Origin of the sequence: Pelovirga terrestris, from assembly GCF_014773365.1 — a bacterium.
Lineage (GTDB): Bacteria > Desulfobacterota > Desulfuromonadia > Desulfuromonadales > Geopsychrobacteraceae > Pelovirga > Pelovirga terrestris.
In genome coordinates, this window is sequence record NZ_JACWUN010000001.1 from 87,933 (window position 1) to 109,664 (window position 21,732).

The window sequence follows — 21,732 nt, forward strand, 5'->3', positions numbered from 1 at the left end:
GACGAAAAGCTTGAACACTAACCAGTGATTTCGTGGGCAAAGACGAGGGTTTTTGAAATATATGAATGTCGTACGGGCGCGAAGTGCCGGGTTCTGTATGGGGGTCAGTCTGGCACTGCGCAAGCTCGATGAAATGATCGAAAAAGAAGGCACTTTCAGCGACAATATCTATATCCTTGGGTCCATTATTCACAATCCGCAGGTGGTTGAGGAATATTCTGCCAAAGGGGTTATTACGGCTGAATCGCCTGACGATATCCCTCCCGGATCTACCGTCGTTATTCGTGCTCACGGCATTCCCAAGCGGGTTCAGCAGTCCCTGATAAATCGCGGTATTCGTGTTGTTGATGCGACCTGTCCGAAAGTTAAAGATGCCTGTCTGCTGATTGAACAGCACACGGCAGATGATCGTATCCTCCTGTTGTACGGAGAGCAAACCCATCCCGAGGTGAAATGTCTGCTGAGCTATGCTGCGTCGGGTTCCTTTGTTTTTGACAATTTGGACCAATGTCGCGCGCAGCCTCTTGATACCAGTAAAAAATACTGCCTTGCCGCCCAGACGACCCAGGATAAGGGGATTTTTGACGCGATCAGCGCTGACCTGGCGGGTCGCCAGGATCTCGACCTGACGGTGCTGCATACGATCTGTGACGCGACGAAAAAGCGCCAGGGGGAAGCAATTCGTATTGCTGAACAGGTCGACTTTATGATTGTTGCCGGCGGCTTTGAAAGCAGCAACACCCGGAGGCTGGCCCAGGTGATCGAATCGCATGGGACAAAAGCATTGCACGTCGAGACAGCGACGCAGTTACCACTGGATGAGTTGCGCTGCTATCAAAGTATCGGTTTGACTGCCGGCGCTTCGACCCCGAAACAGATTGTTGATGATATTCAGTCTTTACTGGAATCCCTGTAGGAGTTCTTTGTGAGTTTCACTTCTTTGAGCAGTGGCAGTCCAGTCGCCAGGCATTTATCGAAGCATAAATCAACCGGTATATCTGATTTGCTGCGCACTATTTCCATGCCATTGTGGCTGATTAAATCAGACGGTCTGGTGCATCTGGTCGCGGATCAGGTCCCCAGGACAAAAGCAGAAGATAGTTTCGGCATGGTGCCTGCTTGTTTGCTGGATTCTTTAGGTAGCCGCTCTTTCTGTCATGATCACGGTGTGCAATACGCTTATGTCGGTGGCTCCATGGCCAAGGGGATCAGCTCGGTTGCTATGGTCAAGGCGTTGGGCGAGGCCGGCATGCTGGGGTTCTTTGGTTCTGCGGGTCTCTCCTTTGATCAGGTGGAGGCGGCGATCGATGAGCTCCAGCAGCATCGACCCGATATCCCTTTTGGCGTCAATCTGATTCACAGCCCGACCGAGCCGGAACTGGAAAAAGCCTTGGTCGAGCTGTATCTGCGTCGAGGTATTCACCTGATTGAGGCCTCGGCCTTTTTAGGACTAACCTTGCCGCTGGTGCGCTATCGCACCCATGGTATTCACCGCGACGAACACGGCTGTGTCGTTGCCCCCAACCGCATCATTGCCAAGGTTTCGCGCGAAGAGGTGGCAGCGCGTTTTTTTGAGCCACCAGCGGAAAAGTTGCTCCAGCAATTAGTGGCTGCCGGTGATTTGACCAAAGAGCAGGCACATCTCGCTGGACACATTCCCATGGCTCAGGATGTTACGGCTGAAGCTGACTCCGGTGGACATACCGATAACCGTCCGGCCCTGTCGTTGTTTCCGACTCTGCTTGCCCAAAAAGACCAGATGCAGCAGCATTATGATTATCCTCAGCCATTACGCATCGGTCTGGGTGGCGGTATTGCAACCCCGGCGTCTGCGGCAGCTGCTTTTGCCATGGGTGCCGACTATCTGGTCACCGGGACGGTGAATCAGGCTTGTGTCGAGTCCGGAACCTGCGATGCCGTGCGGCAGATGCTGGCTGAAACCCGGCAGGCGGATATCACTATGGCACCTTCGGGTGATATGTTTGAGATGGGGGTCAAGGTTCAGGTGGTCAAGCGTGGCACCATGTTTGCCATCCGTGCCCACAAACTTTATGAGCTCTACCGTGCTTATGAGAGTATCGACGCCTTGCCGACTGCCGAACGGGAGAAGATTGAAAAGACCTTTTTTAAAGTGCCTCTTGACACGGTCTGGCAACAGACCCAAAGTTACTTTCAGGTCCGTGATCCACGCCAGGTTGAAAAAGCTCTGAACGATCCAAAATACAAGATGGCACTGGTTTTTCGCTGGTATTTGGGACAAACGCCGGTGTGGGCCAACCAGGGGATTGCCGATCGGAAAATTGATTATCAGATCTGGTGTGGCCCAGCCATGGGAGCTTTTAACGAGTGGGTCAAGGGCAGCTTTTTAGAGCCACCCGCCGCCCGCAAGGTTGTGCCGGTCGCTTACAATATCCTTTTTGGCGCTGCGGTGTTGCAGCGTGTACGCTTACTTAAGCAGCAGTGGGGCACGTATCGTGTCGATCCGAAGATCGCCACGCCATTGCCGCTTGAGCAGATCAAGGAGTTTCTCTGTTGAAAACCGATCAGCAAACGACAGATTCGACGATGACACCGCTGGCGATTGTCGGCATTGGTAGTATGTTCCCTGACGCCGAGAATTCACAGCAGTTCTGGACCAATATCAAAACCGGCGTCGACAGTATCCGCGAGGTTCCTGCAAGTCACTGGCGCGCTGACGACTATTTTGATGCCGATCCCAAAACCAGGGATAAGGTCTACGCTAAACTGGGTGGTTTTTTATCGCCGGTCCGTTTTAACCCGATGGATTACGGGATACTGCCTAACGCTCTGGAGGCGATCGATACGTCGCAGCTGTTGGGCTTGCTGGCGGTGGAACAAGCGCTTCAGGATGCCGGTTACGGCGCCGGTAAAGAATATCATCGCGAACGAGTCAGTGTTATCCTCGGAGTGACCGGTACCCTTGAACTGGTTGTGCCCCTCGGCGCCCGTTTGGGGTACCCGCGCTGGAAGCAGGCGCTGGCTGAAGCTGGGGTGGATGAGGAGACAGCCGCTGATGTCATGGACCGGATCTCCGATTCCTATGTGCCCTGGCAGGAAAATTCCTTTCCCGGGTTGCTCGGTAATGTGGTGGCCGGACGGATCAGTAAACATTTCAATTTTGGCGGCACCAATTGCGTGGTTGATGCCGCTTGCGGCAGTTCGTTAAGCGCCCTGAATCTTGCTGCTCTGGAACTCGCCGCCGGACGCTCCGACATGGTGATCACCGGCGGGGTTGATACCTTCAATGACATTTTCATGTACACCTGCTTCAGTAAAACACCGGCTCTGTCACCTTCGGGCCATGCCAAACCTTATTCTGACAACGCCGACGGCACCACTCTGGGTGAGGGATTGGGGGTGGTGGTTATCAAACGCCTGGCGGATGCCGAGCGCGATGGCGACCGTATCTATGCGGTGATCAAGGGGATCGGTGCTTCCAGTGACGGTCGCGGCTCTGCCATCTATGAGCCGAGCGCCCAGGGTCAGACCAGGGCCCTGCTGCGCGCCTATCAACAAGCCCAGGTAAGCCCTGCTACGATCGAGCTGGTTGAAGGGCATGGTACCGGCACCAAGGTAGGTGACGCCATTGAAGTCAATGCCCTGCGCCAGGTTTACGGAACAGCGCAACAGCCCTGGTGCGCCCTGGGTTCCATCAAATCTCAGATCGGCCATACCAAGGCGGCTGCCGGAGCTGCCGGACTGATTAAGGCGGCTCTGGCCCTCTATCACAAGGTGCTGCCGCCAACTATCAAGGTGCAACAACCCGCCTCCGTGTTGCTTGAAAAGGATTCTCCCTTTTACGTCAATACCGAGTGTCGTCCCTGGTTTCCGGCCGGCAATCACCCCCGTCGGGCTGCGGTCAGCGCTCTGGGTTTTGGTGGCAGTAATTTCCACTGTCTGGTGGAAGAATACACAGAAGAAAAAAACGAGGTTGACTGGACCGGAGATGTTCAGATTTTGCCGTTTTCTGCTGATGACAAGGCTACGTTGAAACATCAGCTGCAGGCGTTTCCTCATGATGCGCAGTGGCAGCAACTGCGTCTACTGGTTGCTCAAAGGCGCCTTGATTTTGATCGCCAGGCCCGGTGTCGACTGGTGATGGTGATTGAACGTGGCACCTTAAGTGAACCATTGGATATCGGTCGGCGAATTGATGCTGCTGTTGCCGTGCTCGATCAACCAAAAGAAGGGTGGCATGAAACCCCGGATGGAATCTATTTGTCGACCGACGAGCCAGCCGACAATATCGCTTTTCTCTATCCTGGACAGGGGGCACAGTACCCGGGCATGCTCAAAACCCTGGCCTTACAGTTTCCCGAATTTCAGCGGGTGGTCAACGAAGCTGATCAGGTTTTTGCGGAAAAGGCCCAGGTTCCGCGCCGGACCTTGACCGATCTGATCTATCCCCGTCCGGTTTATTCATCCGAACAACAGGAAGCAGCAGTCACCGCTTTGCGCGCCACCGAAGTCGCTCAGCCGGTCCTCGGTGCGATGGAGTGTGCCGGTACTGCCGTGCTGCAACGTTTTGGTTTATCACCTCAAGCGGCTGCCGGGCACAGTTATGGTGAGCTGGTCGCTCTATGCCATGCCGGGGTTTTTAGTGCCGCCGATCTTCACCGTCTGTCACGCCTGCGTGGTGAATTGATGGCAGCCAAAGGCTCTGAGCGTGGCACTATGCTGGCAGTGTCGGCACCACTTGATGCTATCAGTAAATTTATCCAGAGTGAACATCTCGACCTGGTACTGGCCAACCGTAATACCCCGGAGCAAGGCGTGTTATCGGGCTCCCATGCTGAAATCGAGCGCGCTCGGGCGGCACTAGCCGGACAAGGTGTTTCCTGTGCCCCCTTGAGTGTAGCGGCGGCCTTCCACAGTCCTCTGGTGGCAACTGCGGCCCAGCCTTTTGCCCAGGCGCTGGAAACAACGACCCTGACCGCGCCGGCTTTCCCGGTCTATGCCAACACCAGTGGCGATCGCTACCCCCAGGACGTCGGCGAGCTCAGGTCGCTGCTGGCGCGACAACTTGCCAGTCCCGTTGATTTTGTCACAGAGATCGAAGCCATGTATCGCGATGGCCTGCGAATCTTTGTTGAAGTGGGCCCGGGGGCGCGTTTAAGTGGCATGGTCAGAACGATCCTCAAGGGCAAGGATATTCAAACCCTGGCCCTCGATTCTTCTAACGGCAAACGCTGTGCCCTGGTTGATCTGGCCCGCCTGTTGGCAAAATTAGCCGCCCTTGGGGTGACTGTTGCCTTGACCTCATGGGATGAAAATGTCCTTGAGCAGGCAGCGCAACAACCGGTCAGGAAGAAAGGGTTAACCGTTACCCTGACCGGTGCCAACCATTTCAACAAACCGCAACCGCGTCCACCGCGGCAGCAGAAAATGGCCGGAAAAAGTGTCATTCCATCATCTCAGCCACAAGAACAGCAAGAGGAAATACCCATGCCCGATCAACAAGTCCGGCCTCCAGTAACCACGACGTCCCAAGCTAGGCCGGCGCCTGTCCCGGATAGCGGATTGTCGGCAGCGTTGCGCCTGAGCCAGCAGAATATTGAGGCCTTGCAGTCGATCTCGCAGCAGACGGCCAAACTCCATCAGCAGTTTCTCGAGGGACAGCAGGCCGCAACCCGATCCTTCATGCAGTTGGTTGAGCAGCAGCGACAACTGCTCGGCGGAAGGGCCATTACTCCCGCTGTGCCGGTGGCCATTGCTGAGGCTGTTCCCTCAATAGCTACGCCGCCGGTTGCTGAACAACCAGCACCGTCTGAATTGACCCCTCCTCCTGTCACCGCCGACCCTGTAGCAGATCCTTCGCCGATTTCCGGTACACCCGCAAGCCATATTACCAGCGCGTTGCTCGCTGTCATCGCCGAGAAGACCGGTTATCCGGTGGAGATGCTGGAGCTGGGGATGTCGCTGGATGCCGATCTGGGGATCGACTCAATCAAGCGGGTCGAGATCCTCTCGGCCCTGCAGGAACGTCTGCCGGAACTGCCGGCGGTCAAGCCGGAAGACCTGGGCGTATTACAGACCCTGGGGCAGATTGTTGACCACCTGCAGCAAGGTGCTGCAGGGACGGTCACCGGCCCGGGAAGCAGCGGAGCGGCAGCAGATGCGGGCGCTGATACGGGTAAGGTGACGTCGGCGTTGCTCGCTGTCATCGCCGAGAAGACCGGTTATCCGGTGGAGATGCTGGAACTGGGGATGTCGCTGGATGCCGATTTGGGGATCGACTCAATCAAGCGGGTCGAGATCCTCTCGGCCCTGCAAGAACGTCTGCCGGAACTGCCGGCGGTCAAGCCGGAAGACCTGGGCGTATTACAGACCTTGGGGCAGATTGTTGAGCACTTGCAGCAAGGAACAGCAGGGATGGCAAAGACCGCTGGTATGACAGTGTCAACAGGGGTGGCTGGTCCGCAAGTGACCACCGCGCTGCTTGCTGTCATCGCCGAGAAGACCGGTTATCCGGTGGAGATGCTGGAACTGGGGATGTCGCTGGATGCCGATCTGGGGATCGACTCAATCAAGCGGGTCGAAATCCTCTCGGCCCTGCAGGAGCGTCTGCCCGCATTGCCGGTGGTTAAACCGGAGCATTTGGGCACCTTGCAGACCATCGATCAGATTGTCGATTTTCTCAGCAGTGTCTCCGGCTCGGAAAAAGCGGCTTTAACCCTTCCAGACCGGGAGTCCGAGCCGTTGCCGATCATCAAGCGGCAGGAGGTTTGCCTGGCCAGTTTGCCTAAGAAAAGACCAGTTAAAAGCTTTTCTTTTGGCGCCGGAGCCCAGGTCTGGATCACTGATGATGGCTCAGCCCTGATTGATGCCCTGGCGACAGCCTTAACCCGCCATAACCTGATTGCACGAAAGGTCAAGCTGACTGACATTACCACCCTGGATGCTCCGGCAAACCTGTGTGGCCTGCTGATCGTTGCACCCCTTAAAGGCTGTAATGATCACTTTATCGCCGAGAGTTTTCAGTTGTTGCAGTTGGCCGCTCCCCAGTTGCGCAAGCAGGGAACTGGTCAGGGAGCTTTTTTTGCTACCATTTCGCGCCTTAACGGCAGCTTTGGTCTGCCCGCACGTTCCGGCTTTGGCGACCCCCTCTCTGGGGGATTGGCCGGTTTGAGTAAAACGGCGGCTCTGGAGTGGCCTGAAGTTCACTGCAAGGCTCTGGACCTGGGCTTGGGGATGGAGGTTGTTCCGGCAGCGACGACTCTGGTCGAAGAAATCTTTACGACAACCCCCCTTGAGATTGGGGTGTCGTCAACCGGTTTGACTACTTTGGAGCTGGTGTCTGAGGACGTTACTGTTGATACCCGGGAGTTGGCGCTGGAAGAAGGGGACCTGGTTGTGGTGAGCGGCGGTGCTCGCGGTGTTACCGCGGCTGTTTCCGTCGCTCTGGCACGTAAATATCGTCCCACCCTGGCATTGCTGGGACGCAGCCCGCTCCCTGCGGATGAGCCGGATTGGCTGAAGGGCCTGGATACGGAGGCAGAAATAAAAAAGGCGGTGTTGGCTCATACTGATAACCCTCCGGCGCCGAAAGAATTGCAGCAACAGTATGACCAGATTCTGGCTGGACGTGAGATTCGTTCTACCCTTGACGATATTCTCAAGGCGGGCGCCACACCTTTGTATCTACCAGTCGATTTACGCGATGAGCAGGCGGTAACTGCTACCATAAACAACCTGCAAGAGCAGTATGGCGCGGTTAAAGGTGTGATCCATGGTGCCGGGGTGCTGGCAGATAAGTTGATTGTGGATAAGAGCCGTGAACAGTTTGCTGCGGTCTATGATACCAAGGTCAGAGGATGTCGCCATCTGCTGGCGGCCATTAACGTCGACCAGCTCGCATTTCTGGTCATGTTTTCTTCATCAACCGCTCGCTTCGGTCGTATTGGCCAGGCCGATTATGCTATTGCCAATGAAGTATTGAACAAAATAGCCCAGCAATTTGCCCAGAGTCATCCCGAAACCAGGGTGTTATCCATGAATTGGGGCCCTTGGGATGGCGGTATGGTGAACGCTGCGTTGAAAAAAATGTTTGCGCGCGAAGGGATCGAGGTGATCGATCTGCAGGCTGGTGCGGCTTATCTGCTCAAGGAATTGACTGCGACAGACAAGACCGTTGAACTGGTCATTGCCGGAGGTCATGCCCAGGATGCGGTTACTGAAGAGCCTGAGCCGGCGCAGAACCTGTACCTTTCAAGCGCTTTTGATCTCGATCTGAACATCGATCAATTTCCCTTGCTCAAATCCCATGTTATTGACGGTAAAGCGGTTGTGCCCGCGGCATTGATGGTTGAATGGCTGGCTCATGCCGCGGTGCATAATCATCCGGGGCTTAAATTCCAAGGGTTTAATGATTTCAGGGTGCTTAAGGGAATTATTCTTGAAGCGGGGCAGACCTACAATCTGCAAGCGATGACCGGCAAGGCGATCAAGAGCGATGGTTTGCATGTGGTGCCGGTTGAGCTTTCAGGTCATGATGAACGGGGGCGCGCCGTCGCCCACGCCCGGGCCCGGGTGGTTCTTGCAGCCGGCTACAACCCTGCGCGTCAGGCCCGTTCAAGACTGGATCTGGAGACCTACGCGCAAGCGTCAGCCGGCATTTACGCTGACCAGAAGCTGTTTCATGGTGAAGCCTTCCAGGGATTGCGTGAGATTCTGGGTTGTTCGACACAAGGGATCAATGCCTTGGTGAGCCCGGCCCCGCAGCCGCAGCAATGGATTGAACAGCCTTTGCGCAACAGCTGGTTTGCCGACCCATTGGCCCTGGACAGTAGTTTTCAGATAATGATTTTGTGGAGTTTTGATCAGTATCAGGCTGGATCCCTGCCGGTTTTTGCCGGTCGTTACCGTCAGTATCGGGAGCGTTTTCCCGCTGACGGGGTGGAGGTTCGTGCCCGGATTATCAGCAACAGTCCACATCGTGCGACAGCGGATATTGATTTTGTCGATCCGAACGATGGGCAACTGGTTGCGCGACTGGAAAATTATGAATGCGTTATCGATGCATCCCTTAATGCCACTTTTCAGCGCAATAAACTCACAGGAGTTGCCTGATAATGGCTTATGCCCAATCGGTTGCTGTTGTTGCCATGGGGGGGGAGTTTCCCGATGCAGCAACCCTTGATGATTACTGGGAACTGATTCTCAAAAAAAGAAACTGTGCGCGTCGCCCGCCCGCCGGACGCTGGCTGCTGCCGGTGGAAGAAATTTACCACCCTGAGGTTGGCGCAGCGGACCGGGTGTATTCGGACAAGGCCTGTTTTCTTGCTGATCCAGCAGTTTCATCGGATCTGCCTGGACTCAATATAGATGCCGGTTTTCTCCGTCAGCTTGATCCCATGTTCCGTCTGTTGCTCCGGGTCGGGCAGCAAACCTTGACCAGTGCCGGCACACCGTCGTTTGATCCGTCACGGGCCGGAGTCATCATCGGCAATCTGGCGCTACCAAGTGAAACCTCCTCCGCTCTGGCCCGCCAACTGCTGGGTAAAGCCTTTGCTGAAAAGCTTACGGACCAGCCTTTGTCGGTTCATGAGGATCCAATCGTACCACAAAACCACCACGTTGCCGGATTGCCGGCTGCTGTTCTGGCCCGCGGCCTAGGCTTTGGCGGCACCTGTTTTACTCTTGACGCAGCCTGTGCTTCCTCCCTCTACGCGATCAAACTGGCGGTCGATGAACTGCTGTCCGGGCGCGCCGATCTGATGCTCGCCGGGGGCGTGTCGCGCCCGGACTCCCTTTATACCCAGATGGGTTTTTCCCAGCTGCGAGCCCTGTCGGCCAGCGGTCGTTGTGCGCCTTTTGACCGCTCCGGTAACGGGCTGGTGGTCGGGGAGGGGTGTGGCCTGCTATTACTCAAGCGTACCCGCGACGCGCAGCGTGATGGCGACCGGATCCTGGCGGTAATTCGTGGCATTGGACTTTCCAATGATCTGCAGGGTAATCTGCTGGCACCTTCGTCTGAAGGACAACTGCGGGCGATGCGTGCAGCTTATCGGCAGGCCGGTTGGCAGCCCAGTGATGTTGATCTGATCGAGTGCCATGCTACCGGTACACCGGTAGGAGATGCGGTTGAGTTTTCCAGTTTACAGCAGCTATGGGGCAACAGTGGTTGGCGTAGTGGCCAATGTGTTATCGGTTCGGTTAAGGCCAACATCGGTCATCTGTTGACGGCCGCCGGTGCCGCAGCGTCCATCAAGACGATCCTTGCCTTGTCGCACCGGACATTGCCTCCACAGACCCATTTTGAGCAACCGGCCGCCGGGGTTGATTTGGACCGGAGTCCGTTTCGGCTGCTTGGCCAGGCATGCCCCTGGCACCAGCGCCGTGACGAGGTGCCGCGTCGTGCAGCGGTCAGTGCCTTTGGTTTTGGCGGCATCAATGCTCATATGTTGCTTGAGGAATGGCAACCGGAGCGTGCAACCCGCAAGAAGGTGACCCTCCATCCATCCTTCTCGGCCCGTCAGACCCCGATTGCCGTGGTTGGACTGGCCGCTCACTACGGCCCCTGGTCTGAACTTCAGGGGTTGCGGCAGCGGTTTTTCGGTGTTGATGACAAGACCAAATCCGTTACTCCCAGCCATTGGTGGGGTGGCGGCGAGAGTCGTTGGCTTCAGCAGATTTTCCCGCAGGGGTTGCCGCAAGGGTTTTGCCTCGGGCAGATCGGTGCAGCTGCCGGTGAATTTCGCATTCCACCGAACGAGATAGCAGAAATGCTGCCGCGCCAGCTGCTGATGCTGAAGGTTGCCGCCGCAGCCCTGCACAATGCCGATGCTGACCATGACGATCATCTGTTTACCGGGGTTTTTATCGGTTGTGGTCTGGACCACAATGCGACCAACTTCAGTTTTCGCTGGGGACTGGCACAGCAGGCCCGGATCTGGGCCCAAGAGCTGGGCTTCAAATTAACTGAGGACGAACTGTCTGCCTGGATAGCCGGTTTGCGTGAAGCCGCCGGACCGGCACTGACGGCCAACCGTACCATGGGAGCGCTGGGAAGTGTTGTCGCCAGCCGGATTGCCCGGGAATTTGGTGTCGGCGGTCCGAGTTTTACCATTTCCAGTGAAGAAAATTCCAGCCTACGTGCCCTTGAGGTGGCTATCCATGCGTTACAGGAAGGCTCCATCAAACGCGCCCTGGTCGGTGCTGTAGATCTCGCCGCTGATCTGCGGGATGTGGTCTGTCGTCAGCAGCTGACCCCTTTTAGCGGCGCCGGCTACTCACGTCCTCTTGACCGGGAAAGTCAGGGTATCCAGCTTGGTGAAGGGGCGGGTGCACTGGTTCTTAAACGTCTGGAAGATGCCCGTCAGGATGGCGATCAAATCCATGCTGTTGTCAGCGGGATTGGTACCGCCATCGGCGGTGCTGCTGATCAGTTACTGCCGCTGGCCGATGTTTTGCGTAAAGCGGTGACCCAAGCGTGCAACAGTGCCGCTGTGAAACCTGCAGATATCGGTTACCTGGAAGTTGATGGCAGTGGTGATCCTGAGGCCGATCTCCTCGAGGCAGTGACGCTGTCCGAGGTGCTCGGCGGTGGTAACCGCAATAGTTCCTGCTGGCTTGGTAGTGTCAAGGCTGATATCGGTCATGCAGGTGGTGCTGCGGGGATGGCTGCGGTGATCAAGGCCGTTCTGTGTTTAAAACAACGACTGCTGCCGCCTGTTCGCAGCTTAACTGCGCTGCGCTCTGAATGGATAACCTCTCCACCCGTGTACCAGGTGGCTGATGCGCCCCAGTACTGGTTAACCAACCGCGTTGCAGGTGTGCGGCGTGCCATGGTTACCGCGTTGGGCAACGATGGCAGTTGTTCTGCCCTGATTGTCGAGGAGCATCAGGGCAACCTGCCCGCACCAGGTGTGGATCGCCCTTTAGGTGATTTGGCTGCCGGGTTGTTTGCTCTTAACGCCGATAGTTTGGCTGGTTTGGGCGCAAAGCTAACCGAGCTGAAACAGCTTGCGGCACAGTATCACGATGAATGCTGTGATCAACTGGCCCGACGCTGGTATCGCAACCACCCACCTCCCACTGATGTTTCACTGTGTCTGACGCTGGTCATAGAAACGCCTGCCGAATTGAATGCCCAGCTTGACCAGGTGGCTCGCCACCTCGAACGTCTTGCCGTTGATAAATCCCTGAGGTTCGCTGATTTGTTATCTCCGGCACAACGTGAACGGGTATTTTTCAGCGCTGACCCCCTGGCGACGCAAGGGAAGATCGCCTTTATCTTTCCCGGATCCGGCAATCATTTTGCCGGGATGGGGCGCGATCTGGCAGCGCGGTGGCCGGAAGTCTATGGTGCCCAGGAAGCCGCCAATTCCTGTCTGGCCGATCAGTATCAGCCCCATCTTTTCTGGAAGAGTGCTCTAAGTGATGCGCTATTGGAAGATCATAACGCCCTGGTTATTTCCCATGTATCCCTGTGTACTGCCCTCCACGATCTGCTCAGCCGATTCGCCATCAGGCCCCAGATGGTCAGTGGTTACAGCCTTGGTGAATCTTCCGGGTTATTTTCAACCGGTGCCTGGCGCGAGCGTGATGCCATGCTGCAGCGCCTTAAGGATTCACCGCTGTTTACCAGCGAGTTAGCGGGTGAATGTCACGCCGCCCGCCGGACCTGGGGATTGCCCCCCGGTCAGCAGGTTGACTGGTGTCTGGGAATTGTTAATGTTTCGGCTGATCAGGTCAAAAAGATTCTGGCCGGCAAAAAACAGGTATATTTGTTGATTGTCAACACCTACAAAGAGTGTGTGATTGGCGGCCGGCGACGTCAGGTTGACCTGGCGGTTAAGGAACTGGGCTGTCATTTTATCCCCTTACAGGGGGTCACAACGGTTCATTGTGAAGTAACCAGAGCGGTGGCGGACGCCTATCGTAACCTTCACCTGTTTGACGTCAGGGCACCGCGAGGTATCGATTTCTACAGCTGTGCTTTTGGCGGAAAATATCCCCTGACCACCACCAATGCCGCCGACGCGATTCTGGCCCAGGCTCTCGACACCATTGACTACCCACGAGTGATCGAACGTTTGTATGCTGACGGCGCCAGAATCTTCCTTGAAGTTGGGCCTGGCTCGTCCTGTACGCGGATGATTTCCAGTATCCTCGGTGAGCGTCCTCATCTGGCCCGTTCTTTCTGTGTCGCGGGACAAGATGCGTCGGTGCAGTTTCTGCGCTTGTTGGGGCACTGCCTGGCTGAAGGGGTCAAGCTGGATCTGTCACCACTCTATCCAGCCGACAAGGGCGAATTGCCCGTCAGTACTGGTCGAAGCCCACAGATTGTTACGACTACCGGGGGCGCTGCTTTTGCTCCAACGCTACCCGTTACAAATAATCCGGCTCCCCGGGTTGATCTGCCGCCGGCGGCAACGGCTAACGAAGCTCCTGGTTTACCCCCGGCACCACAGCAACTTCCTGTGGCCCTGCAAGCTGTAACCCATGAGGACTCTGTGCCGGCCCAGTTAACCATCGGATTTCGTGATGTTCATACCGCTGGAGCAGCGGCCCATGCGGCCTTCCTGGAACTCTCTGCGGACCTTGAACGCTCCCTGGCTGAGCAGATTGGGTATCAGCAGGCTCTGTTACAACAAGCGGATGGCACCTTGTTTGACCTGGATCAGTCATTCTTCCATCAAGATCCCTATAGGGATCAATCTTCACCGCCGCTTGCTCAGGGGGCAGCACTGGAACCGGAGGGTAAGGGGGGTACCCCGGTTTTTGACCGCCAGCAGTGTATGGAATTTGCGGTCGGATCGGTGGCCGGAATGCTTGGTCAGGAGTTTGCCGAGGTTGATACCTTCCCAACCCGGGTACGACTGCCCGATGAGCCGCTGATGTTGGTTGACCGGATTGTTGCCCTTGAAGGTGAGCCGCGCTCTATGTCCTGCGGACGGGTGATCACCGAACATGATGTGACGGCGGATCGCTGGTATCTTGATGGTGGTCGCATCCCCACCTGTGTCGCGGTCGAAGCCGGTCAGGCTGATTTGTTTCTGTCGGGTTATCTCGGGATCGATTTTATCACCAGAGGGCTGGCGGTTTATCGATTGCTCGATGCGGTGGTCACCTTTCATCGAGGGTTGCCGACGGTCGGTGAAACGATCCAGTATGATATTCATATCGATAGATTTTTTCGACAGGATCAGACCTACCTGTTCCGTTTTCATTTTGAGGCGACGGTCAATGGTGAACCATTACTGAGTATGCGTGATGGTTGTGCCGGATTTTTTAGTGCGGCAGAGTTGGCGGCCGGCAAGGGGATCGTCCATACCCGCCTTGATCTTCTGCCGCAACCGGGTCGCATGCCCGCTGATTGGCGGCAGTTGGTGCCAATGGCCGTTGAATCCTATAACGATACCCAGGTTGCGGCCCTTTATGCCGGTGATCTGGCCGGCTGTTTTGGCCCTTGTTTTGCAGATTTGCCCCTGAACAGGCCCTATACCCTGCCGGGCGGCAAATTGAAACTGGTTGATCGGGTGATTGTGCTTGACCCTGAAGGTGGACGCTACGGCCTCGGCCAGATTCGGGCGGAAATGGACATTCAGCCCGATGCCTGGTTTTTGACCTGTCACTTTGTTGATGATCGGGTCATGCCGGGGACCTTGATGTACGAATGCTGTATGCACACCTTGCGGATCTACCTGCTGCGCATGGGGTGGATCGGTGAGAACGGTGCCACCTGGTGTGAACCTGTACCCGGAGTACAAAGTGGTTTGAAGTGTCGCGGTCAAGTCATTGAAACGACGAAAAAAGTCACCTATCAGGTGAGCATCAAGGAACTGGGTTACCGCCCGGAGCCCTATGCTATTGTCGATGCCCTGATGTTTGCCGATGACCATCCGATCGTCGAAATTCCTGATATGTCAGTACGCTTGAGTGGTCTTGATCGTTCCAGGGTTGAGGCCTTATGGCAGCGTCAGTCATCATCGGTAAATCATCAAGATCGCCAGGTTCTCTACGACCGTGAACGGATCACCGCCTTTGCCGTCGGCAACCCATCTGACGCATTTGGTGAACCCTACCGGATGTTTGATCAGGAACGCAAAATTGCGCGTTTGCCCGGACCACCGTTCCAGTTTCTCGACCGGATTGTTGATGTTAAAGGTCAGCCGTGGAAGCTGGTTGAAGGAGCAGCTGTCGTAGCAGAATATGATGTGCCGCCGGATGCCTGGTACTTTACTGCCGGACGGCAACCGGAAATGCCCTTTAGTGTACTGCTTGAAATCGGCCTGCAACCCTGTGGCTGGCTTGCGGCCTATCTGGGCTCGGCCTTGACCAGCGATACCGATCTGTCATTCCGCAATCTGGATGGTCAGGCGACCCAGCACAAAGCGGTGACGCCGACTAGTGGCACTCTTACGATCAAGGTGGAGATTACCCGGATTGCCAGTAGTGGCGGGATGATCATCCAGGGATACACTTTTAATGTGCATGACAGTGATGGTCCGATTTACACCGGCACCACTGTGTTCGGGTTCTTTTCAGCGGCCGCACTGGCTCAGCAGGTCGGCGTAAGGGGGGTAACAAGCTGGCAACCACCGCCAGAGCAGATCGGCCGAGCCGGAACCTTTGAGTATCCGGTCGCACCACCATTCCCCGATACGATGCTGCGCATGGTTGACACAATTGACCTGTATCTTCCCGACGGTGGCCCGCACCAACGAGGATTTATCCGTGGCAGCAAAATAGTCGATCCCGATGAATGGTTTTTTAAGGCGCATTTTTATCAGGATCCGGTCTGTCCCGGCTCACTTGGGCTTGAGTCTTTTCTGCAGTTGCTCAAGGTCGTCGCCGCTGAGCGCTGGGGCCTATCTGCCGACAGCCGCTTTGAAACCATGGCGCTTGGGGTGGACCATCGCTGGAATTACCGTGGCCAGATTATTCCGACCAATCAGCGCGTCGAGATCGAAGCGCTGATTACCGCGGTTGATGATCAGAACAGAACCCTTAAGGCGGATGGTCTGTTGTCGGTGGATGGTAAAATCATCTATCAGATGAAAGATTTTGCCCTACGTCTTCACGGTTGATGGCTGCTGAACGGCTGGTGCTTCACCTGCCGGGTAAATTATGTTACAAGATGCCCTGGTATTTGATAGGTTTGAAGTTTCGCTAATGCACCGGATCTTTGGATTCTATGTCAAGGGACGCTTTTCGTCATCCCTGACCGCTTGTTGTCGCCGTCCCTGGCGACAGACACCCTTGTCACAGGAACCCCGATCCAGCACAAGGCCATAGCTGAACAACATTCATTAGACCCACTACTTGAAGCGGGGCAGTTTAAAAACAATGAAGTTCATTTATCAATGAAATATACCCGTGTCCACATTGAATCGGTCGGTTATGAACTGGCCCCCATTGTCGTCACCTCGACTGAGCTGGAACATCGGATAGCACCGGTCTATAAAGCCCTGCACATTGCCCCGGGACAGTTGGAATCGTTGACCGGAATTCGTGAGCGGCGCTGGTGGAAGCTAGGCACACCTATCTCTCATGGTGCCATTGCAGCGGCCAAAAAATCCCTGCAGGAACGTAATATTGCTGCTGAAGATATTGGTGCGGTGGTTTATGCCGGGGTCTGTCGTGAACATTTTGAACCCGCTACCGCCTGTCTGGTTGCTTCGGCACTAGGCATTCGAGGCGATGCGGCAATCTACGATATTTCAAATGCTTGTCTCGGTGTTTTGAATGGAGTACTTGATATAGCCAACCGGATTGAGCTGGGGCAGATCCGTGCCGGATTGGTGGTTGCCTGCGAAAGTTCGCGCGAAATCAATGAGATCATGATTCAGAAGATGCTCGACCATCCGACCATGCCCCTGTTTACCCAATCCCTGGCGACCCTGACCGGTGGTTCCGGTGCTGCTGCGGTATTATTGACCGATGGTTCTTTTTCCCCCTCACGCAGACCAAAGCTGCTGGGAGGCGTGAACGTTGCTGAGCCCCAGTACCATGAACTGTGTCGCTGGGGTCTGACCCAGGAGTCTGCCGCCTGTCAGCAGCCGTTCATGCAGACTGATGCCGTCGCTGTCATGAAGCACGGGGTTGAACTGGGTAAACGGACCTGGGAGCTTTTCAGCAGTAAGCTCGGCATCACGGCAGATAAAATCGACAAGGTTATTTGCCATCAGGTCGGAGAAGCGCATCAGCGGCTGATTCTCCAGAACCTTGGTATTGATCCGGCGAAGGATTTTCAAACCTTCGAGTTTCTCGGTAATATGGGCACCGTGTCCCTGCCGATCACTGCGGCTATCGCCAAAGAGCGCGATCTGCTGCGCCCTGGTGACCTGGTCGGCTTTCTTGGTATCGGCAGTGGTCTGAACTGTCTGATGATGGCTATTCAATGGTAATCGATTCTCCGCTGTTTAAATCCGAATATCCCTTTAAAAGCAATTTTCTCGACCTGAATGGTCTGGCTTATCATTATCTTGATGAAGGCAAAGGATCACCGGTGGTTATGCTCCATGGTAACCCGACCTGGTCGTTCTACTATCGTAATCTCGCGCGCCAACTTAGCAAGCGTCATCGCGTGATTGTGCCGGATCATATCGGCTGTGGTCTATCGATGAAACCGGCCGATTCCCTTTATCGCTATCAGCTCAAGCAACGGGTCGATGATCTTGAGCGGCTGATTGATCATCTTGATTTGCCGGAAAAAATCACTCTGGTTGTTCATGATTGGGGGGGGATGGTCGGCTTGGCCTGGGCGATTCGCCACCCGCAGCGCCTGGCGCGACTGGTGCTGATGAATACCGCTGCGTTTCATTTGCCCGCCGGTAAAAAACTGCCATTAGCCTTGAAAATCTGTCGCGATACCCAGCTCGGTGTTTTTCTGGTGCAGGGTTTCAACCTCTTTGCCCGCGCTGCTGCCAAGGTCGGATGCCAGCGCACCCCGATGCCGGCGGAACTCCGTCAACTCTATTGCAGCCCTTATGACAACTGGCAACACCGGATCGCTACCTTACGTTTTGTTCAGGATATTCCCCTTCAACCTGAGGACCCCAGTTATGCTCTGGTGAGCGATGTTGAGATGGGCCTGGCCCAGTTTGACAAGATACCGGTCTGTATTCTTTGGGGGGAGAAAGACTTTGTCTTTGATCAACATTTTCTACGGGAATGGGAAAAACATCTTCCTCAGGCCGAGGTGCATCGTTTCCCCGACTGTGGCCATTATGTCCTGGAAGATGCAACCGAAGAGATCATTCCCATCATCCGTGACTTTTTGCGGAAATACCCGCTGGAAAAGCGCCCTGCCAACTAATGAGTTCCGAATCCTTCGGTAATATTGCCGCTTATCTCCCGGCCATGGCCAAACGTCAACCGGATACGGTTGCGGTATATTGTCCGGTCGGGCGTTTCTCGCCCCAGCAACGCTATTCTCGCTATACTTACGCTGAACTTGATTGTCAGAGTAATCGCATGGCAGCGGTTCTAGCTCATCTTGGCATCGGTCGTGGCGTCCGGACGGTGTTGATGGTGACCCCCAGTCTGGAATTTTTTGCTTTAACCTTCGCCCTGTTCAAGGTTGGAGCGGTGCCGGTGCTGGTTGATCCCGGCATGGGGACAAAAAACCTGAAAACCTGTCTCGCAGAAGCGCAACCAACAGCGTTTATTGGTATCCCCAAAGCCCATTTGGCACGCCGCTTGTTGGGTTGGGCGCGTTCTACCCTGACGGTTAAACTGACGACCGGGCCGCGATTATGGTTTGATGAACATTCCCTGCCCAATCTCCTCGCCGGGACTGACAAGCAGGTGACATGCACGCCGATTGATCCTGCGTCTGATGAGACTGCTGCTATTCTTTTTACCAGCGGTAGTACCGGTGTTCCCAAAGGGGTGGTCTATACCCACCAGAATTTTATCGCTCAGGTACAAGCCCTTAAAGATATCTACCAGATCCAACCCGGAGAAATTGATCTGCCGACTTTTCCTCTTTTTGCCCTTTTTGCACCGGCTCTGGGTATGACCGCGGTGATTCCGCAGATGGATTTTGCCCGCCCGGGAGAAGTCGATCCACAAAAGATTATCAGCGCCATCAAGCGTTTTGAAGTGACGACCATGTTTGGGTCACCGGCTTTGATCCGCCGGGTGGCTGTTTTTGGTAACCAGCATGGCGTTACGTTGCCGACCCTCAAGCGAGCGATCTCCGCCGGGGCCCCGGTGGCCGCGACAACCCTTGTGCAGTTCAGTCGTCTGCTGACTGAAGACGCACGTATTTTTACCCCCTATGGTGCGACTGAAGCTTTGCCGGTCTGCTCGATTGACAGTGCCACCATTCTTGGTGAAACCCGTCAGTTAACGGATCAGGGGCACGGGGTATGCGTTGGTCGACCGGTACCGGGGGTTGAGGTTGGTGTCATCCCCATCTGTGATGAGGCAATAGATCCGTTTGATAACGAATCATTGCTTGCTGTGGGCCGGATTGGTGAAATTATCGTTACCGGTCAGCAGGTGACCCGTTCCTACTTCAACCGGGCAGAATCAACCCGGCTGGCGAAGATTGCCGATCCTGCCAACCAACGGTTTTTTCACCGCATGGGCGACCTTGGTTACCGTGACGTCATGGGACGAATCTGGTTCTGCGGGCGCAAATCTCACCGCGTCATTACTGAACAAGAGACCTTGTTCACCATCCCCTGCGAAGGGGTTTTCAATACCCATCCCCAGGTGTTTCGCACCGCACTGGTTGGTGTAGAAAGTGGCGGCAAGAGAGTGCCACTCATCTGCGTTGAACTCGAAGCTGGGATCCCTCGCGCCCAGCATCAGCAGATTATTCTCGATCTGCGTGACATCGCTGCCAAATTTCCGCATACCACTCAGATTGAACGGTTCCTGATCCATCCGGCCTTTCCTGTCGATATTCGCCACAATGCCAAAATTTTCCGTGAAAAGCTGGCGGTATGGGCCCAGCAGCAGCTGACAGCATGATATTGGTCACCGGTGGGCGCGGTTTTCTTGGTGGTGCTATTGTCCGCCTGCTGTCGCAACAGGGTGAACAGGTACGCTCTTTGGCACGGCATCATTCAGCTGAACTGGATGCCATTGGGGTCGAACAGTTTATCGGCGATTTGACTAACCAGGCTCTGGTGGATCGGGCGGTTCGTGGTTGTGACCTGGTCTTTCATGTCGCGGCCAAGGCCGGGGTCTGGGGCCGCTACGGCGATTTTTACCGCAGCAATGTTATCGGCACGCAAAACGTCATCACCGCCTGTCGCAAAATTGGTGTAACGCGTCTCGTTTATACCAGCTCGCCAAGTGTTGTCTTTGATGGTACCGACATGGGAGGGGTGAACGAGTCGATTCCCTACCCGCATCATTTTCATGCCAGTTATCCGCAAACCAAGGCCCAGGCCGAACAGCTGGTTCTGGCGGCCAATGGCGATCAGCTTGCGACGGTAGCACTGCGCCCCCATCTGATCTGGGGGCCGGGGGACAATCATCTGGTTCCAAGGATCCTGGAACGTGGACGGAGCGGTCAGCTGCGGCGCATCGGCAAAGGGGACAACCTGATCGATGCGGTCTATATTGATAATGCCGCAACCGCACATCTGCAAGCCGCGCAGCAACTGGCGATCGGTTCCCGGGTTGCCGGCAAGGCATATTTTATTGCCAACAACGAACCGATTCCGCTGTGGGACCTGGTCAATCAGATCCTCGCAGCCGACAATCTGCCGCCGGTCACCAGAACCATCTCACCGCGGCTTGCCTATCTGGCCGGAGCGATACTGGAAATAATCTACAAAAATCTGCGCCTGGCGGGGGAGCCCCGCATGACCCGGTTTGTCGCTCGTGAGCTTGCAACTGCTCACTGGTTTGACCTTTCCGCCGCCCAACGTGATTTCGGCTATCTACCGCAGGTCAGTATTGAAGAGGGGATGGCGCGACTGCGGCATTGGTTGCAGCAGGAGCCGTTAGGTGGGCGTTGAGATAGCGCCCTGGCAGGCACCGCCAGCGTCCTTACTGATTGGGACTGGAGACCTTCATCTGTGGCGTTTTCGTACCGACATCTCTGCCCGCACTGCTGATACTCTGCGCCAATCACTCTCTGCAGATGAATGTGCCCGCGCTGATCGGTTTATAAACCCTCGGCATCAATTACGATTCATTGCCGCCCGGTACCGGTTGCGACGGACTCTTGCCGGATACCTGAAGTATTTGCCTGCTTCAATTGTTTTTACTAACAGTCAGCAGGGGAAACCTTCTCTGGGCAAGGAGCATCGGTCAGACATTAATTTCAATCTGTCCCACTCGGGGGACTGGGCCGTACTCGCTGTGACCTCCGGGCCTGACGTCGGTGTTGATGTCGAAGAAATAGTGGTTAAAGACAATGTGCAACCATTGACTGACTATGCTTTTAATGAGGTTGAAAAGACGTTGTTCTCCGCCTTTCCTCCAGCTCGCAAACAACGCGGATTCTACCGCCTGTGGACAGCTAAAGAGGCCAGGTTGAAAATGCTGGGTATCGGGTTGGGCGAGATGAAAAAGGAAATCATGCCGGGGTTTGGGTGTTTTTTTGTTCCGGCAAAAGGCTATGTCGCTGCCGTTGCGGTTACTTGTCAGGTGGCTCGGATTATTCGTTATCATGATGCGATGAATTAAGTGATTGCCGCAGGGTTGATCGATTGCGTTTGTTTCTGGTGCAGATATCCCTTTATAAACCCCGCCTTTGTGCTAACCTTAAAAGCATCACTTGATTCCATAGGCCAT

Annotated in this window: 9 protein-coding genes; all 9 read left to right on the plus strand. The window is 55.4% G+C overall.

Features of this window, described 5'->3' with window-relative positions:
• Positions 1 to 61 precede the first annotated feature (61 nt).
• The 9 genes from ispH (at position 62) to ICT70_RS15145 (ending at position 21,624) form a co-directional block, all read left to right on the plus strand.
• On the plus strand, positions 62 to 916 hold the full coding sequence (gene ispH, locus ICT70_RS00425; RefSeq protein ID WP_191153628.1) for a 4-hydroxy-3-methylbut-2-enyl diphosphate reductase: 855 nt from the start codon (positions 62 to 64) through the stop codon (positions 914 to 916).
• A gap of 9 nt (positions 917 to 925) precedes the next feature.
• Positions 926 to 2,536 (plus strand): PfaD family polyunsaturated fatty acid/polyketide biosynthesis protein, encoded by a 1,611-nt coding sequence (locus tag ICT70_RS00430; protein WP_337906457.1) that lies wholly within the window; start codon positions 926 to 928, stop codon positions 2,534 to 2,536.
• Positions 2,533 to 9,090, plus strand: a complete 6,558-nt coding sequence (locus ICT70_RS00435; protein WP_337906459.1) for an SDR family NAD(P)-dependent oxidoreductase — start codon at positions 2,533 to 2,535, stop codon at positions 9,088 to 9,090. The genes ICT70_RS00430 and ICT70_RS00435 overlap by 4 nt, the downstream gene beginning before the upstream one ends.
• 2 nt (positions 9,091 to 9,092) lie before the next feature.
• Entirely contained in the window at positions 9,093 to 16,055 is a 6,963-nt protein-coding gene (locus ICT70_RS00440) for a beta-ketoacyl synthase N-terminal-like domain-containing protein (protein WP_191153410.1), read from the plus strand.
• Between the two features lie 276 nt (positions 16,056 to 16,331).
• Positions 16,332 to 17,375, plus strand: a complete 1,044-nt coding sequence (locus ICT70_RS00445) for a 3-oxoacyl-ACP synthase III (protein ID WP_191153411.1) — start codon at positions 16,332 to 16,334, stop codon at positions 17,373 to 17,375.
• Entirely contained in the window at positions 17,369 to 18,286 is a 918-nt protein-coding gene (locus ICT70_RS00450; RefSeq protein ID WP_191153412.1) for an alpha/beta fold hydrolase, read from the plus strand. Before ICT70_RS00445 ends, ICT70_RS00450 begins: the two co-directional genes overlap by 7 nt.
• A complete protein-coding gene (locus ICT70_RS00455) occupies positions 18,286 to 19,953 on the plus strand; it encodes a fatty acid CoA ligase family protein (RefSeq protein WP_191153413.1) in 1,668 nt (555 codons plus the stop codon). The genes ICT70_RS00450 and ICT70_RS00455 overlap by 1 nt, the downstream gene beginning before the upstream one ends.
• The gene (locus tag ICT70_RS00460) at positions 19,950 to 20,951 is read left to right on the plus strand and encodes an NAD-dependent epimerase/dehydratase family protein (protein ID WP_191153414.1); all 1,002 of its coding nucleotides are present in this window, start codon (positions 19,950 to 19,952) and stop codon (positions 20,949 to 20,951) included. Before ICT70_RS00455 ends, ICT70_RS00460 begins: the two co-directional genes overlap by 4 nt.
• Positions 20,941 to 21,624: a 4'-phosphopantetheinyl transferase superfamily protein gene (locus ICT70_RS15145; RefSeq protein ID WP_191153415.1), complete on the plus strand. Its 684-nt coding sequence runs from the start codon at positions 20,941 to 20,943 to the stop codon at positions 21,622 to 21,624. Before ICT70_RS00460 ends, ICT70_RS15145 begins: the two co-directional genes overlap by 11 nt.
• The last annotated feature ends 108 nt before the right edge of the window (positions 21,625 to 21,732 follow it).

Bases quoted from the DNA above. Each gene is read 5' to 3' on its own strand.
- ispH (WP_191153628.1), top strand. From the start codon at position 62: ATGAATGTCGTACGGGCGCGAAGTGCCGGGTTCTGTATGGGGGTCAGT.
- ICT70_RS00440 (WP_191153410.1), top strand. From the start codon at position 9,093: ATGGCTTATGCCCAATCGGTTGCTGTTGTTGCCATGGGGGGGGAGTTT.
- ICT70_RS00445 (WP_191153411.1), top strand. From the start codon at position 16,332: ATGAAATATACCCGTGTCCACATTGAATCGGTCGGTTATGAACTGGCC.
- ICT70_RS00450 (WP_191153412.1), top strand. From the start codon at position 17,369: ATGGTAATCGATTCTCCGCTGTTTAAATCCGAATATCCCTTTAAAAGC.
- ICT70_RS00455 (WP_191153413.1), top strand. From the start codon at position 18,286: ATGAGTTCCGAATCCTTCGGTAATATTGCCGCTTATCTCCCGGCCATG.
- ICT70_RS00460 (WP_191153414.1), top strand. From the start codon at position 19,950: ATGATATTGGTCACCGGTGGGCGCGGTTTTCTTGGTGGTGCTATTGTC.